This is a genomic window from Oceanirhabdus seepicola (genome assembly GCF_023684385.1).
Taxonomy (GTDB): Bacteria; Bacillota; Clostridia; order Clostridiales; family Clostridiaceae; genus Oceanirhabdus; species Oceanirhabdus seepicola.
In genome coordinates this window covers 160,860-176,628 of record NZ_JAGSOJ010000003.1, presented here as the reverse complement: position 1 = coordinate 176,628, position 15,769 = coordinate 160,860, and the positions used below count along the sequence as shown (strand labels likewise).

Below are 15,769 nucleotides of genomic sequence, written 5' to 3'. Positions count from 1 at the left end.
ATAATTTAAACACCCCTCATAATATTTACAACATATAGGAACTCACTTTAATACAGTAAGACTTTCACTATCAATAATCCCATTGGATTAATTGACGATAGTATAAGGCTCGATTCAAAACCCTATTAATTATTTATAGTATACCCTGTAATTGCTTAACATATGTATATTATATTTGCCGAACACACTCATGACTGAAGTTACGAGTGTGTTCGGATTTAATCAATAATTTCAATATTCATTTCAGCTAGCTTATCTCTTATTTCATCTGCTTTTTCCCAATCCCTATTTTTTCTTGCTTCTGATCTTTCAATTATTAATTTTTGAATTTCATCTTCATCAATATCACTTTGTTTTTTATTATTGTCAAAATTCAAAAGTTCTAGCGAAAAAACCTTATCAAACTCATTGATAATAAATATTTTCTCTTTTGCCTCTAATTCTTTATCCTTCAATACCTCATAAATCAAAGTAATTCCATTAGGTGTATTTAGATCCTCATTAATCTGTTCTCTGAATTTTTCAACATATTTTCCTGTTTTATCATTATCTATTTGTTCTTCATTTAAAACGGAACATTTGTATACTTTCTTGATCTTCTCTTTTAATGATTCGTACTCATGTTTCGCCTTATCTAATGCTCCATAGCTAAATACTAATTGTTTTCTATATCTAGATAACAAACACATAAATCTGTAATGAATTGGCTCATACCCCTTTTCTTCCAAAAGAGATACAGTTAAAAATTCACCTTTTGACTTTGACATTTTTCCATCATCTAACACTAGAAATTCTCCATGTATCCAATAATTTACCCACTTATGTCCTGTAGCGCCTTCTGATTGGGCAATCTCATTTGTATGATGAATAGGGATATGATCCACCCCACCACAATGAATATCTATACTCTCTCCTAAATATTCCATAGACATTGTTGAGCACTCTAGATGCCATCCTGGAAAACCTCTTCCCCAAGGGGAATCCCATTGCATTATCTGATTTTTAAACTTTGAATTAGTGAACCATAATACAAAGTCCATAGGATTTCTCTTTCCCTCATCTACCTCTATTCTCTTACCAGCTTCTAAGCCTTCCATTGTTAAACCAGCAAATTCAGTATAAGAAGGAAATTTATCTATTGAAAAATAAACATTTCCATTTGCTACATAGGTATATCCCTTCTCTTCCAGTTTCTGAATGAATTTTATCATATGATCAATATGCTCTGTTGCCCTACAAGATATTGTTGGTCTAGCGATGTTTAATTTAACACAATCTTCATAAAATTTTTCTTCGTAGAATCTTGCAATTTCCCATACTGTCTTTCCCTCACGTTTTGCTCCCAATGCCATCTTATCTTCACCAGTATCGCTATCTGACTCAAGGTGTCCCACATCTGTGATATTCATAACATGCTTAACATTTAATCCATTGAACTCTAATGTTTTCTTTAAAATATCTTCAAAAATATATGTTCTTAGATTACCAATATGGGCGTAATTGTATACTGTTGGTCCACAAGTGTATAGTGATACCTCATTTTCCCTTAATGGTTTAAAGTCAACTTTTTTTCTTTCTAAAGTGTTGTAAAATTTTATACTCATGATTGCATCCCCCTTAAATTTTTATAGCAAAAAAAGGCTACAATTATATTGCAGCCTTTTTTATAAATTTATATTTGATTTTAAATTTACATAATAAAATTATTCACTAAGCTATTTGGCCGCATGTATACTGTTTTAAATTTTCATTAAGATTTAAACAACAGCAACAACATGTAATTAATAGTATCATAATGCGACCTCCCAAATGTAATATTTTAACTTATTGTAACACTAAGTAATGAATAATTCAACCTTATTATTTAAATTCAATAAATTTTTTAATCATTAGTAATTTTCTGAATTAAAGGTATTTTCTTTAACACCTGGTAAGACATCATATATGGATTTACCTATCTTTTTTTCAAAATACTCTTTATTCTCGAAAATCTTTTTCCATTTTTTTAAAGTATACTCGTTAAATCCATGTCTCATAGAAACACCTACTAATCTCTTTTCAATTAATAAAAATCCACCGTCAAGTGCTAATGCATCTGCTAGCTGACATAATAAATCATAATCATCGAACTTTTTTTTATTTAAAAATTCTCTAACAAACTTAATTTCTTCTTCATCACAATCCCATTCTCCGCAACCATCCATCATATCTCCAGTTGGATGTGAGTGAGTCAAACATATTCTAGCAGCACCTTCATATCCTAATTTAGAAAGGTAATTATATCCATCTAAAGCATGCCTCATACCGGTTCTACCAACTCGTCTTCCAATATCATGAATCATAGCATAAGCTTGTGCCTTATTTTCATCCAAATCCTTACACTCTTTTGCAATGTTTCTAGCTGCCAAACCTGCATTTATACAATGTTCCACCCATTGTCCTGGATTTAAAATGCTCCCTTCTTCTAATAGTTCTCTTGCTTTTTCAACAGTAAGCTCCATTCTTATCCCCTTCTCTCATTAACATCATAAATTTCATATGTACATTTTATCATATTTGTTTGTTTATTACATTAACAAAACTATTTAATTATATATATATTATTGTAGAGAATAATTTTAGGAGATCCTAATGAATATATTTAGATTTAAACAAGATGATATATCTCTAAATAATGAGAATTATCGTATGATTCCTATAGAGCTGCTAAATCATAATTTTTATATGACTCGTCCAGGTGCTTCAAAGATTGCAAAACTTGGTGGTTCAGTTGAATACGGTGGTTTGATGCCTTACTTTCCATTCTTACCAGCTCCATTTTCAACATATAAATCACTTTTAAAAGAGTATAAAAAAAACAGTATACCTTCTCCAGAATTGACTACTGAAACAAATCACTTATCAGATTAATATTTACTTGAATATTTTTAATTTCTACTTTTAGTTTATCCTAAAATATGAGAAGAAGGTAGCCTTCTTCTCATTTAAGGCAAGTTCAAATAAAACTAATTTATCTACTCATCTTCATCTGTATTTTTATTAAGTAATTTGTCTTTCCATTCATCAACTTTAAACCCTACAAGAACAAAATCTTCTCCCACTAAAAGTGGTCTCTTTACTAACATTCCATTAGTTGAGAGAAGCTTTATTTTCTCTTCATCATCCATATTTGAAAGCTTATTTTTCAAATTCCCTTCCCTATACGCCATTCCTGTTGTATTAAAAAACCTCTTAATTGGTAATCCACTTTTTTTTATATAAATTTCTAATTCCTTTTCTGTTGGATTGTTTTCAACAATATGTCTGTCTTCATAGCTAATTTTATTTTCTTCCAACCATTTTTTAGCATTTCTACATGTTGTACATTTAGGGTATTCTATTAATTCATAAATCATTCAATCACCTTCAGTTTCATATTTTTTTATTAATTAGTATTTATTATATATAAGATTATACCATTTTTTTAGAATTATAATATAAGGTCTAAAAAATCTAATTTTCTCCATTTAATCTTTTTAACTCTTCTTCTATTACTTTTTTATCGATTCTATCAAATAGTTTATTAACACCATTCAACTTATTTAAACCATCAATATTAATCTCGCCCCAATTGATAATATCTATACCTAATTCTCTTCTTATTTCTTTAGAGCTTTTAGGTAAAAAAGGTTCAAGGAGAATTGACAGATTAGCTATAATATAAACAATATTATGAATTGAATTATTGCATTTTTCTCTGTCCTCTTTGAAAGTAATCCAAGGTGTTTCTGTATCAAAGTACTTATTTCCATATCTTACATAATTGAATATCTCCTCAACACATTTTTTGAACTCTCCATTTTCAATTTTTTCTCCTACTCTCTTGAAGACATCTACTGTTAATTGCCTAATTTCTTCATTAACCTTACCACTAGGTATAATATTATCAAAGGATTTTTCAATATATAAAAGTGTTCTGTTAACTAAGTTTCCAAATGCCCCAAGGAGTTCACCATTGTGACGATTCACAAAGTCATTCCAAGAAAAATCTGAATCTCTTCTTTCAGGTCCATTAGCTAGCAAATAGTATCTCAATGAGTCACTATTGTATCTTTTTATAAAATCATCTACCCAAATGGCCCAATTTCTACTGGTGGAAAGTTTTTTCCCTTCAATTGTAAGATATTCGCTGGATATAACCCTCTCAGGAAGTTTAAACTCTTGGTTTATCCCCTTCAATATTGACGGAAATATTATTGTGTGAAATGGTATATTATCTTTTCCATGAACGAAGTAATTTTTAACATCATTCTCCTGCCAAAACTCTCTCCAATCTTCTCTTACATTTAATGATGCAGTTAAATATCCACAAACTGCCTCTATCCAAACATATATCTTCTTCTTTTCGTATCCTTCAAATGGTACATCTATTCCCCAAGAAAGATCTCTTGTAACTGCTCTATCATGAAGCCCCTCATTCAAATATGATAATGTTTGATTAACTGCATTTTCTCTCCATATATTTTTATTATCCTTAACTAATTTCTCAATATCCTCTTGAAAAGCTGATAATTTAAAATATAAGTGCTTTGTTTTTCTTAATATTGGACTCTCACCGCAATTTTTACATACTGGATTTATTAACTCTGTAGGTGCTAACAACTTTGAACAATAATCACATTGATCTCCTCTAGCAGTTAATCCACACTGAGGACACTCTCCTTCTATAAATCTATCTGCAAGAAACTCATCGCAACTTTTACAATAAAATTGTTCACTTTCCTTTTCATATATATAACCATTCTCTTTAATGATAGTTAGTAATCTCTTTACCTCATTTGAGTGTTCCTTATCATATGTGGCTCCATAATAATCATATGAAAAATCAAGTCCATTAAAAGATTTCTTAAATTCACTATGATATCTCTCTGCTATCTCCTTAGGTGATTTTTTCTCCTTCTTCCCTCTAAGTGCGATAGGACTTCCATGACAATCGCTGCCTGACACATATAGTACATCATCACCCTTTAATCTATGATATCTTGCTAATACATCTCCTGGTAGTAATGCTGCTATGTGTCCAAGATGTAGTGATCCATTTGCATAAGGCCAAGCGCCTCCAATAAATACTTTCATTTTAATTTCTCCCTTCACTTTTAAATTTGCTTCTGCCATGAAGAAAGAGATTTAGTTATTAAAAATGTTATTTTTAACGACAAAAAAACTCTCATCCCTATAAAGGGACGAGAGTATATCTCGCGGTACCACCCTAATTCATCAACATCTCACAATACCAATCTCTTCAAGTACGGCATATAGCTTATACTCTAGCACTATAACGGGTGCATTAATTCCCGGCTCAGCCTACTTATGCATTTGCATTTTCGACCTGCAGTTCAAAGACCATTTTCCCTTAGAAATCCATCTCTCCATTTCACCATACTGGAGTTCTCTGTGCATATCTTTTTAAGGTACTTTCTCTTATCATAACTTTTACATTCATTTTAACTAATATTACTATATTATTATTTGTATGTCAACCATTTCTTAATGTTCTGGTTAAATTACACTAATCTTATACCATCACTATCGATTGTGATTTTTTTCGCTTTATATAAACTTCCTATAGCCCTTTTAAATGCGTTCTTACTCATATTGAATTCAGCTTTTATTTCATCAGGCTTACTCTTATCATGTAATGGTAGGAAACCTTCATTGTTTTCTAATCTAGCTAAAATTAACTTAGCATCATCTCCTATTTGAACTTCAACCTCTCTTCTCATGGAAAGGTCTAGCTTACCATCGTATCTTCTTCTGATTACTCTTGCCTTTATTTCATCTCCTGGATATACCTCTTTGTAAAGCTCACTTTCTGGGATAAGTCCTCTGTATTTATTATCAACAGCTACAAATACTCCTACCTCTTCTTTTATCTTATAAACTACACCATTAACATAGTCACCAGTCTCATATGGCGACTCATCGCTTAAGTATTCATATACTGAAGTTGTACCACAAAGTCTACCTGATTTATCTTCATATATTCCAAATAAGTAGCTTTGTCCTTTTCTTAATTTATAATATTGTTGTTTAAAAGGAACTAAAAGATCTTTTTCAAGACCCCAATCAACAAATGCTCCTATCGTAGCGTTATCTATAACTTCAAGATAACCAACACCGCCAAGCTGAGCATAAGGTTTCTTTCTTGTTGCTATTAATCTGTCTTTTGAATCTCTATAAATGAAAACTTCGATTACGTCACCAATATCTGCACCTTTAGGAATTTGCTTTGTAGGAAGAAAGATATCATCTTCATCATGCTCTTTTACCCCAATATATGCGCCGTGTTCAACTATTCTTTTTATCTCTAACTCTTGATACGTTCCAACTTTTATCATATTTCTCCACCTTTGTATTCCGGCTATCAAATAAATAACTAATCATAGGTCTATGGTGTATATCTTTGACTTGTTATTTATTTTCATACGCCTTAAGTTAACTCTATATATTTTACCACAGAAGTATAGAATATCAAATAAAATTACTAATAAATATCATATTCGAAGTCATCCACTTCACAATCACTCCATATTTTCCCACGAATTATTTCAAATATTTCACTTTTTTTAATTTTATTTTGTCCATATGGATTTAAAAATATCCTACTCATTCCACTATTGAAATTAATAAACATTACTGCTGAAATATATTTAACAACATCCTTTATCAAAAGATTTTGTTCTAATCTTCCATCGAATCGTATAGCTTTCTTATTACATTTATTCAATTCCATAAATGTTCTTCTTGCTAATGATCTGAGAGCTGTATTTGTATTCTTTAAATTTCCCTTGTCATAAAAATTATTGAAAGAATCAGAGAATGAACAAATTAATATGAAAGGTTTATTAATTGTAAACTGTGAAGCTTTTCTAATGCAAAAAAACTTATTTTCTCTAGCAAATCTGTATGGATTAAATTCTTTTTGTTGCCTTTTCTTGATAAGATTTATATTATATTTCCCAATATCAAGTATCTTTATATTCCATCGTAATCCTTCTATATAATAAGATTGATTTTTTTCAAGACAAGTCACAATCTCTTTCATTGCATCAAATGCATATTTTGAAATATCCTTATAACTTGAATCTCTTAATCCTTCTATATAAATAATCTTTCCTTTGAAATGTTCTTGTAATTTCCTTCTAAATATTTCTCTTGCATAAAATTGTATACCAAAAGCTTTTATATCAAAATAAATCTCTTTTTTAACAATACATCCATCCAATTCAATATTTTCTTTATTAAGCAATTCATTACTATTTACCATTACTTGAGGGGTAAATTTGATTTCCATTTCAAACATCCAAACATATGCCATTAGTTCACAATATTGTCCATAAAAATTATTAGCTGAAAACAAATTTAATAGCCATGATTTAATTCTCTTTTCATTTATAATTTTTTTCCTGTAATAGTATTTCATAAATCTAATAATTCTTTGTATGTGATTTTTATTATTACAAAAGTTATCCAATTCTCTATCGAATTCTTCATCGATTATATAATTTTTAATTTTATCCCTTAAATTTAATGATTTTATAATTTTAAAACTATTCTCGAATTCTGCAATAAGAAAATATATACTATGCTTTTCCCTCATAGCTACGTCTCCTATATTTAAAAATAATAAAAAACTTCTATGTTAATTTATATGCAGATTTATTATTTATATTTACTTTTACTCTGTTTTCAGTCTTTAGAATTTCAAAGTGTGCAAATTATGTACTCCAGCAGCGCAGAGAGCCTTAGTGACGCCGAGGTTGGGCTTATTAAACACTCTGAGGGGAATTGATTTACAATCCCCCTCAGTTTAACTATAAATATTATTAATTATAATTGCGTTTATACTAATACTTCAATACCTGTACATGCTAAATCTTTTATCTTACCAGTGTAAATCAATTTAAACTCCTCTGCCTCAAGAAAATCCGTAGGTGTAACAAATTCACTGGGTTTATCAACAATTTCTATTCCCACTTTTTTAAAAATAGCATCAACAAACTGAGAACAAAAATAATAATTACTCCGCTTATAGGAAACTCCTATCGCACAAGTAATTAATCCGATGAAATTATACCTTAATTTATCTGCATTTTCTTGAAATTCTTCAATAACCTCTTTTAATCTAAAGTACTGCTCATCATTAACATTAAGTTCAAAAATTCCACATTCTGCATTTTTAAAACGCTTGTACACGCCTTTATCAAGCTCTTCTGTAACAAAACCTCCCCATATTGGACAGAAAGAAATTTTTCTACCAAAACTATAGAAATTGGTTAAATCTTGTTCAAGCGAAATTGATACATGCGAATATGGTGCCATAGTATATTTTTTTATGGCTCTACTGAGAAATGTACCAGTATAGGAGAGCATTACATATACAGTCCTATTATTATCATTCAAAACCCCTCATCCTCCATATCAGTCAATAATTTCTATTAAAACCCTATAATTAAAACCTTATAATTAATATTATATCGTTTTTTCTATTTTTTCACAAACTATTTTTAAAAATCTTTACAAACAAAACTCAACTCTTTTTTTCTCAATTCTATTATAATATCATCTTTTAATAACATCTCAATATTTTATTATTACTTTCATATCATAACATTATTAATAAACAAAAGGCACATAAAAGTGCCCCAAATTAATATTCATAATTTTCTGTCAATATCCCTAGTAGAAAGTATTCTCATCATTCTGCGGAATGTATATATGCTCTCCGCAATGTGGACAATATTTATATTGGTCTAATGATTTCGTAACTTCAAGCTTTTTACCACATTTAGGACAAATAAATTTTGTCATAGCATAATATGATGATAGGATAAAGATTGTTATTGTACAGAAATTCACACTAAAAGGGACTTCTAATAGAAATAGTATAACTGATATTACCACACCCATTGCTATGATTATCCTACTAATCATTCTATAAAGTATACTTTTTTTGAACTCCTCAAAATAATTCATCTTTCCACCTCCCATTACCATTATTTTACTACATTATCGTGCAAAATTAAACTATTAAAAAGAGATTGATTATTAAATCAATCTCTTTACGGCGTTATGTATTTTTTTAAAATAGCTCTAATCATTCTTAAATTACTACTTCCAACATCATTAAAATTAGCCTCATACCACTTTTCATCAATGCTTCCAGTCTTACGCATTTGAACATACCCCTTTGTAAGTTCTTTATATGTTAGAGTATATTTTTCCCCAGTGCCTGTGGAATAACTTAAATTAAAAGATTGTTTTTTTAGTATCTCACCTTTAAAACTCTCCCCTTCAAATTCCATACCAACACTAATATCTTTTATTAAATTTTCGATTTCTGAAATATGATTTTTCTTATCTTGTTGCAATCTACCATTATTAGAATTATATTTTTTATTAGTAGATTTATTATCATGTATTTTTCTTTCAATAGATTTTTTATCATTGTATGTTTTCTTATTCTTATCTCTGCTATTATTATATTCTTTATCATTTTTTCTTGTGTGTTTAATTCTATCTTCATTTGAGCTCTTACTATCTCTTGGCTGTTTTGTTCTATTTTGAATAGAACTATAAGTATTTTTAGAATTGTTTGTTTTATTTTCCTTACTATAATTTCCTCTTGAAGTTTTTTTCTCTTCAAATTTTGGTTTTATCTCTTTTTCTTTAATCTTTGGTTTTATCTGTTTCTCTTCAATTTTTGTTGAATCAAGTTGTTGCTTCTCAACTTTTATTTCTTCATTTTTGTTCTCATTCTTTTTTCTATTAAATAAACTTTTAATTTTATTCATTATTCCATTTCCCATTATTTGTCCTCCAGCTTTCTATTAGACAAGTTCAAATAAATAACAAGTCAGTATACTCGTCTATTTTCATATGACTTAATAATTATATTCTATCATAATTTACATAAATAAACCATTTTAGATATGAGAAAATGAACGGTAAGGATTTAGAACTAATTAGAATAGTCCTTAGTCTTTTATAATATCTATCCCAATTAATTTCATTAGATATTGAGCATTTGCAGTTGTTGATTTACCTTCTTTCAATTTATAATCAAATGTAATTTTATTATTTTCATATGACTCTTGAAAGTGGTAATTCGCAATTCTATTATTTGCTACTCCTTCAAGCTTACATAATTCAAAATCATGTGTTGAAATCCCCCCAATAATCCAAGATTGATTTAAACTGTGTAAAACACTCTTTGCTCCTATTATCCTATCATTAGAATTAGTCCCTCTAAAAATCTCGTCTATTAAAAATATCATTTTCTTTTCTTTATTAGAACTATCTATTATTTTCTTTATCCTCTTTAATTCCGCGTAAAAAGTTGAAATACCAGCATTCAAATCATCTTCTATCCTCATAGAAGTATTAATATCCATAATTGAACATTCTAATTCTTCAGCGCAAACTGGAGCTCCAGCATATGCAAGCACCAAACTTATCCCAATAGTTCTAAGGAATGTAGTCTTACCTGACATATTTGATCCTGTAATAACGAAGATTCTATTACTTAAATCAACATTATTACAAACTCTCTCTTTCTCATTAATTAAAGGATGCCCTAATTTCGTACTTTTTAACAGAGTTCCTTCCTCATGTATTTTAGCATAAGATACTTTATCATTTATATGTACAAGTACTGATAAACTAACAATACATTCAAATTCATTAATAACTTCAAACCATCTTTTAATATCATCTTTATATTCGTTTCTCCATCTTTCTAAATATAAGATACATCTAAAGTCACCTAATAAAAGAATATTAAAAATTATAAAGGTAACAACATTATATCTCATCTGAATTCTATACATAATTTTATCAAGTTCATCTATGGCATTTCCAACATTTTTCTTGTCTTTAAATAGTTCATTTTTCATGTTTTGCAGATATTTGTATTCAAAATCTTCTTTCTTAACATTCATAATAATATTTTGATATTCTTCCAGTGTGTCTTTAAATTTAAAAATGTCACCTAAAGCATTTGATGATTTTAAGAATCCATATACGGAAACAACTCCGTGAGAAAATAATAGTAATAACATTACTAAAAGATAATTTTCACCAATCAAATAAGTTACTACCACCAAAGAAATATCTAAAAAAAGCACAACATTAATTAAAATATTCAGATTCAAATTTTTAAATACTCTATTGTTATTTTTCAGGAAATCAATAAGTTCTTTTGAACCATCTTCTCCTTTGTATTGCTCACTAGGTGAAGCCATATTCTGACAGAAATCAATTTTCTCACTAATTTCTTCTACTGCTCTTTGTCTGTTTACTATTTCTTCCTTGCTCCTTTTTCCACTTTTCAATAAATTAGCCAATCTTTTTCTACCAAATGTTGTTCTTGTTGAATTTATAAGCTGAAATAGAGATTTAGGACCAAATATATCTAAATCACTTGAGTATTTATGTTCTTTATTCAAAAATTCATTTCCTTTATCCTTAAACTCTATCCAAGTACCATCAAACCTATTAATATATTTTTTATTTACTTGTATCAATTCTTTTAGTTTTGATACTATTTTTTTAGTTTTATTATGTTCAAGTACACAATAAATAAAAATTATTATACCCAAAATACAACTAACAAGTAATATATTATTCTTTGTTCCATTCCCAGAATAATAAAAATACAATGCTGCAAAAGATATCAATATTGATGCAAGCCTAAACAGTCCAAATATATTTAACTTTTTTTTCATATTAACAAGTTCAACTTCATATTTATTTAATCGTTTCTCAAAAAACTCTCTCTTCATTCTCTATTCCTCTCTTAATATATTGTGATTAATAAAATTATATCATATAAGGCACATTCAAATTAAGAATTTTATTAAATATAAAAAGCATAAACTCAATGTTTATGCTCTGGCTGTTGAAAATTGATTAATTAAAGTCATAAAAGATAAGCATTTTTAGTCCTTAACTATATGATTCAATCCACTAATCATCTTATCAAGTTTATTGAATTGATTCACAGTATTTAGTATCTTTTGGCTTTGCTCTTCAACTTTCGCTAAAGTTTCTTCAACAGAACAAGTGTTATTTTGAGTCACTTTTGAAATCCCTGAAATTTCGCTAGCCACAACATTATATGATTGCTCTACTTCTTCTATTACATAATATACATCCTTTGATTTTTCAACAACAGTACTACTATTTTCCGATATTTTCTTAAACAATGCATTTACTTCCTCAGTAGAATTTTTCCCAATTTTAACAGTTTCTTTTGCATTCGTTATTTCCTTTGAGATCTCTTCAGTTTTATTCCTTATAACACTAAGTATATTTGCAATATTTTCAGTTGATACTCTTGAATCTTCTGCCAAATTTTTAACTTCATTAGCAACAACTGTAAATCCTCTTCCATGTTCACCTGCTCGTGCTGCTTCAATTGATGCGTTGAGCGCCAGTAAATTAGTCTGCTCTGCAATTGAGGTTATTGTCTCTAAAATCTCACCAATTTGTTTAGTCTGATCATTAAGCTCATTTATTAAATCTGAAGTATAATCTACTGTATCATTAACATCCAAAATATTTTTTTGTAATTTGGTAACTAACTCTGTTCCATTTTCAATAACTTTAACTGTATCATTAGATGAATTGCTCATATTCTTTGTTGAAGTTAATGCCATATTCATTTCTTTTTCAGTATTTTTCACAGATGATAATATTTCTTCAACACTTATAGCTTCTTCCTCAATTGAACTGGTCACTTGATTAAAAATCTCAGTGATTGTTGCTGATACCTCGCCAATAACTCTGATATTTTCTTTTAATACTTTACTAAAGCTTCTTAAATCTGATACTCCTGATTTTATTTGAGCTAATATCTCTTCAATTCTAATTTTAGCTTCATTTGTTTCCTCATTTTTATCCTGTACTTCTGCAAGTAATTTAGTAGTAAATTTACATTGAAACATTACAATAATTGTACATAATACTATAATCAAATTCAACGTAATTAAACCACTTATTCTTACTGTAGGGAACATTAAATCATGATAAAAAACATAAAAATAATTTGTAATCCCTATACAGCCCAGTCCGGTTATTATAATTGGAACCACCCGTTGATACAATGATACTAAAAATAATGAATAATAAACCATAAGATAAGCTGTGATATCTGGTACTCCTAGCATCAACATTACTGATATCATAAGTATACCAAATGTAACTATGTACATAGTCCCCTGTATCAATGTTTTATTCAATGTGAATATCATTAATGGTATAATGATTGCTAAAGAAGCTCCACCAACTATTAATGTTGTTACCATTGGTTTATGTGTTAAAACACATACTATAACTGCTAAAACTGCACTGAAAATCAACAATCTAGAGCATAAAATATTTCTTCGATGAATAATTTCTAGTTTTTCCATACTTCCCCCCCAAATACATAATCTTTAAAATTTTTATATTTTTTTATTTTATCGTTCATTTTTCTATGTTCTTTACATATTTTTGTTTCTTTTGAATTAATATGATTATAATTATGTTCCATTAATTCACTTATATCATATTTTAATATTGAAACATATATTTCCAGGAGTGAACATGGAATTCTTAGCTTGCGATAATATTGAATTTAAATCCAGAGAATATTTTTATAATCTAATACCAAAACAATTTCCTCATATAAAAAAAACATACTTTAGACATTGGTACAATACTCTTTTCACCTCATCTCATTCCCCATATCATAATGGTTATGATATTATTGCCAATGAAAAAGACTCTATAATAATTCATGGTAAATTTCACTATGGTGATTTTAGAAAAGATTTAGAAGATGAATGGATATCAATTTTCATGTATAATTTCAATTTACCCAATCCTAACTGGGTCTATATTACTAGAATCCTAACAGATAATGATGGACAAATATTTCACCATTTTACTAAAGACAAAACTCTTAAAAATGGTCTTTATTTATTTAAGTTTATTGTAGAAGGAGACAGGACATCTGCTGATATGTATATCAGAATACTTAGTGAAAAAGAGGACTACGTTATTTTTGATATTGATGGAACCTTAACTATTTCTGATAATGAATTAATTAAAGAAAGTTTTTATGAATTTTTAGATGTACACTACAAACCAAAGGCATATAAAGATGCATATAAGGTTGTTAACTATTATAAAGATAAAGGTTATAATATTCTATATCTTACTGCAAGGCCTTCTTGGCTAATATCAAACACTCTTAATTGGCTTAAAGAGAACGGGTTTCCCTTTGGAATATTGCATACTAACGAAACTGGAATACCCTCAACTTATGCTGATATTTATAAAAGTATGTATCTTAAAACTATCATATCTAAAGGGGCAAATATTAATTATCTTTATGGAAATGCATTGACAGATATTTCGGCTTATAAATCCATTAATATTTCACATGATAAGATCTTTATTGTTGGTGAACATGGTGGAAAGTCTGGTACTAATCCTATATATAACTACACAGATCATTTATGTAATTTAATTTCACTAAGTCAAAACAGTTTTCTATAAAACTCATGTTGTTGAAAAAGCCCAATCTCATCGTCACTAAGACTCGCTGTGCTGTTCGCTCCTGCTGTTCCTTGACCTTAGGCTTTTTCAACGCCTAAAACTCTTGTTACAAGAAAGAAATAGATAAGTCAAGTTACAAAATAATATTGATTCTCTAATTTCCTAAAAAATAAAAAGCTGATATAATTTATATTGTAAAATTACTAGTATACTTACAGAGGAGAAAAATATGAAAATTAACAAATGTTATCTTTTAATGATTTTAGCTACTTTTTTTTGGTCAGGTGCATTTATAGCTGGGAAACTTTCAACACCTTACATACCTCCATTTACCTTAACTTTCTTAAGATTTGTAATTGCAACCTTTTTATTATTTTTATTTATTAAGTTTAAAGAAAAAAAGTTGTACAAGCCTAAAAAAGAAGATATTCCAGTATTCTTATTCACTGGAATAATTGGTATGTTTGGATACCACATTTTATTCTTTTATTCACTAAAATATACTACTGCTATTAATTCGTCTATAATTGGTTCAACTAACCCGATAATCACAACACTATTAGGAGTTATAATTTTAGGAGATAAAATTTCACCAAGAAAACTATTTGGTATTCTAATTTCCATCTGTGGAATAATATTGACAATAACTAATGGTAAAATAGCTTCTCTTAGTAGCGTTGTCTTTAATATTGGTGATATATATATGATACTTGCGGTTATAATGTGGGCATCATACTCTGTTTTCAGCAAAAAAGTATGTCATAGATATAAACCTATTCATCTAACATTTTATAGTTTTCTTTTTTGCACAATCTTTTTAATACCTTTTGTTTTATTGGAAAATCCATGGACTATGTTAACATCAGCCCCTACTTCAACTTACTTAGCTATACTTTATATGAGCATCTTTGCTTCAATAATAGGGTATCTAATTCAACAGATTTCCATTAAAGAAATAGGAGCAAGTTCAACTAATATTTTCATAAACTTAGTACCTGTTTTTTCTATCATATTATCAACACTAATTTTACATGAAGAATTAACAAGCATAAAAGTAGTTAGTGCATTAATAATAATTTGCGGAGTTTATATATCCCAAAAATCATCACTTACATCAAAAAAAGTGCAAATATAAAATACCTTTAAATACCACATATAATCAAATATTGACCTATATGTGGTATAA

General features: G+C 28.5%; 14 protein-coding genes and 1 other annotated feature. Of the genes, 3 read left to right on the top strand and 11 right to left on the bottom strand.

Annotated features, from left to right (window positions below; all coding sequences use genetic code 11):
• Window positions 1-218 precede the first annotated feature (218 nt).
• Entirely contained in the window at window positions 219-1,604 is a 1,386-nt protein-coding gene (gene cysS / locus KDK92_RS14640; protein WP_250860078.1) for a cysteine--tRNA ligase, read from the bottom strand.
• 285 nt (window positions 1,605-1,889) lie between these two features.
• Complete coding sequence (locus KDK92_RS14635) at window positions 1,890-2,501, bottom strand: HD domain-containing protein (protein ID WP_250860077.1); 612 nt, start codon at window positions 2,499-2,501, stop codon at window positions 1,890-1,892.
• A 130-nt stretch (window positions 2,502-2,631) separates the two neighbouring features.
• On the opposite strand from KDK92_RS14635, the gene KDK92_RS14630 reads away from it, so the two are divergent.
• Window positions 2,632-2,910 carry a hypothetical protein gene (locus tag KDK92_RS14630; RefSeq protein WP_250860076.1) on the top strand — a complete coding sequence of 93 codons (279 nt, stop codon included), beginning with the start codon at window positions 2,632-2,634 and terminating at the stop codon, window positions 2,908-2,910.
• Window positions 2,911-3,014: 104 nt separating this feature from the next.
• On the opposite strand, the gene KDK92_RS14625 is transcribed toward KDK92_RS14630, so the two are convergent.
• From KDK92_RS14625 to KDK92_RS14585, 9 genes are all read right to left on the bottom strand, one after another.
• A complete protein-coding gene (locus KDK92_RS14625; protein WP_250860075.1) occupies window positions 3,015-3,395 on the bottom strand; it encodes an arsenate reductase family protein in 381 nt (126 codons plus the stop codon).
• A gap of 97 nt (window positions 3,396-3,492) precedes the next feature.
• The gene (gene metG, locus KDK92_RS14620) at window positions 3,493-5,115 is read right to left on the bottom strand and encodes a methionine--tRNA ligase (RefSeq protein ID WP_250860074.1); all 1,623 of its coding nucleotides are present in this window, start codon (window positions 5,113-5,115) and stop codon (window positions 3,493-3,495) included.
• 100 nt (window positions 5,116-5,215) lie between these two features.
• Window positions 5,216-5,476: a binding site (T-box leader), on the bottom strand.
• A 67-nt stretch (window positions 5,477-5,543) separates the two neighbouring features.
• Entirely contained in the window at window positions 5,544-6,377 is an 834-nt protein-coding gene (locus KDK92_RS14615; RefSeq protein ID WP_250860073.1) for a CvfB family protein, read from the bottom strand.
• A 146-nt stretch (window positions 6,378-6,523) separates the two neighbouring features.
• A complete protein-coding gene (locus KDK92_RS14610) occupies window positions 6,524-7,639 on the bottom strand; it encodes a hypothetical protein (protein WP_250860072.1) in 1,116 nt (371 codons plus the stop codon).
• 242 nt (window positions 7,640-7,881) lie between these two features.
• Complete coding sequence (locus KDK92_RS14605; RefSeq protein WP_250860071.1) at window positions 7,882-8,442, bottom strand: C40 family peptidase; 561 nt, start codon at window positions 8,440-8,442, stop codon at window positions 7,882-7,884.
• Window positions 8,443-8,718: 276 nt separating this feature from the next.
• Window positions 8,719-9,015, bottom strand: a complete 297-nt coding sequence (locus tag KDK92_RS14600; protein WP_250860070.1) for a TFIIB-type zinc ribbon-containing protein — start codon at window positions 9,013-9,015, stop codon at window positions 8,719-8,721.
• Window positions 9,016-9,101: 86 nt separating this feature from the next.
• The gene (locus tag KDK92_RS14595) at window positions 9,102-9,848 is read right to left on the bottom strand and encodes a hypothetical protein (protein ID WP_250860069.1); all 747 of its coding nucleotides are present in this window, start codon (window positions 9,846-9,848) and stop codon (window positions 9,102-9,104) included.
• Between the two features lie 168 nt (window positions 9,849-10,016).
• Window positions 10,017-11,822 carry a MutS-related protein gene (locus tag KDK92_RS14590; RefSeq protein ID WP_250860068.1) on the bottom strand — a complete coding sequence of 602 codons (1,806 nt, stop codon included), beginning with the start codon at window positions 11,820-11,822 and terminating at the stop codon, window positions 10,017-10,019.
• 156 nt (window positions 11,823-11,978) lie between these two features.
• Window positions 11,979-13,451: a methyl-accepting chemotaxis protein gene (locus KDK92_RS14585; RefSeq protein WP_250860067.1), complete on the bottom strand. Its 1,473-nt coding sequence runs from the start codon at window positions 13,449-13,451 to the stop codon at window positions 11,979-11,981.
• A 175-nt stretch (window positions 13,452-13,626) separates the two neighbouring features.
• Here KDK92_RS14585 and KDK92_RS14580 point away from each other — a divergent pair, with 175 nt between their 5' ends.
• Both KDK92_RS14580 and KDK92_RS14575 read left to right on the top strand, forming a co-directional pair.
• Window positions 13,627-14,583: an LNS2 domain-containing protein gene (locus KDK92_RS14580; protein ID WP_250860066.1), complete on the top strand. Its 957-nt coding sequence runs from the start codon at window positions 13,627-13,629 to the stop codon at window positions 14,581-14,583.
• Between the two features lie 229 nt (window positions 14,584-14,812).
• Complete coding sequence (locus KDK92_RS14575; RefSeq protein ID WP_250860065.1) at window positions 14,813-15,718, top strand: DMT family transporter; 906 nt, start codon at window positions 14,813-14,815, stop codon at window positions 15,716-15,718.
• Window positions 15,719-15,769: the final 51 nt, after the last annotated feature.

What these genes read in the sequence shown, in the direction of transcription:
- KDK92_RS14585 (WP_250860067.1), bottom strand. Translation starts at nt 13,451, where the DNA reads ATGGAAAAACTAGAAATTATTCATCGAAGAAATATTTTATGCTCTAGA.
- KDK92_RS14580 (WP_250860066.1), top strand. Translation starts at nt 13,627, where the DNA reads ATGGAATTCTTAGCTTGCGATAATATTGAATTTAAATCCAGAGAATAT.
- KDK92_RS14630 (WP_250860076.1), top strand. Translation starts at nt 2,632, where the DNA reads ATGAATATATTTAGATTTAAACAAGATGATATATCTCTAAATAATGAG.
- cysS (WP_250860078.1), bottom strand. Translation starts at nt 1,604, where the DNA reads ATGAGTATAAAATTTTACAACACTTTAGAAAGAAAAAAAGTTGACTTT.
- KDK92_RS14575 (WP_250860065.1), top strand. Translation starts at nt 14,813, where the DNA reads ATGAAAATTAACAAATGTTATCTTTTAATGATTTTAGCTACTTTTTTT.
- metG (WP_250860074.1), bottom strand. Translation starts at nt 5,115, where the DNA reads ATGAAAGTATTTATTGGAGGCGCTTGGCCTTATGCAAATGGATCACTA.
- KDK92_RS14625 (WP_250860075.1), bottom strand. Translation starts at nt 3,395, where the DNA reads ATGATTTATGAATTAATAGAATACCCTAAATGTACAACATGTAGAAAT.
- KDK92_RS14590 (WP_250860068.1), bottom strand. Translation starts at nt 11,822, where the DNA reads ATGAAGAGAGAGTTTTTTGAGAAACGATTAAATAAATATGAAGTTGAA.
- KDK92_RS14610 (WP_250860072.1), bottom strand. Translation starts at nt 7,639, where the DNA reads ATGAGGGAAAAGCATAGTATATATTTTCTTATTGCAGAATTCGAGAAT.
- KDK92_RS14600 (WP_250860070.1), bottom strand. Translation starts at nt 9,015, where the DNA reads ATGAATTATTTTGAGGAGTTCAAAAAAAGTATACTTTATAGAATGATT.
- KDK92_RS14595 (WP_250860069.1), bottom strand. Translation starts at nt 9,848, where the DNA reads ATGGGAAATGGAATAATGAATAAAATTAAAAGTTTATTTAATAGAAAA.
- KDK92_RS14635 (WP_250860077.1), bottom strand. Translation starts at nt 2,501, where the DNA reads ATGGAGCTTACTGTTGAAAAAGCAAGAGAACTATTAGAAGAAGGGAGC.
- KDK92_RS14615 (WP_250860073.1), bottom strand. Translation starts at nt 6,377, where the DNA reads ATGATAAAAGTTGGAACGTATCAAGAGTTAGAGATAAAAAGAATAGTT.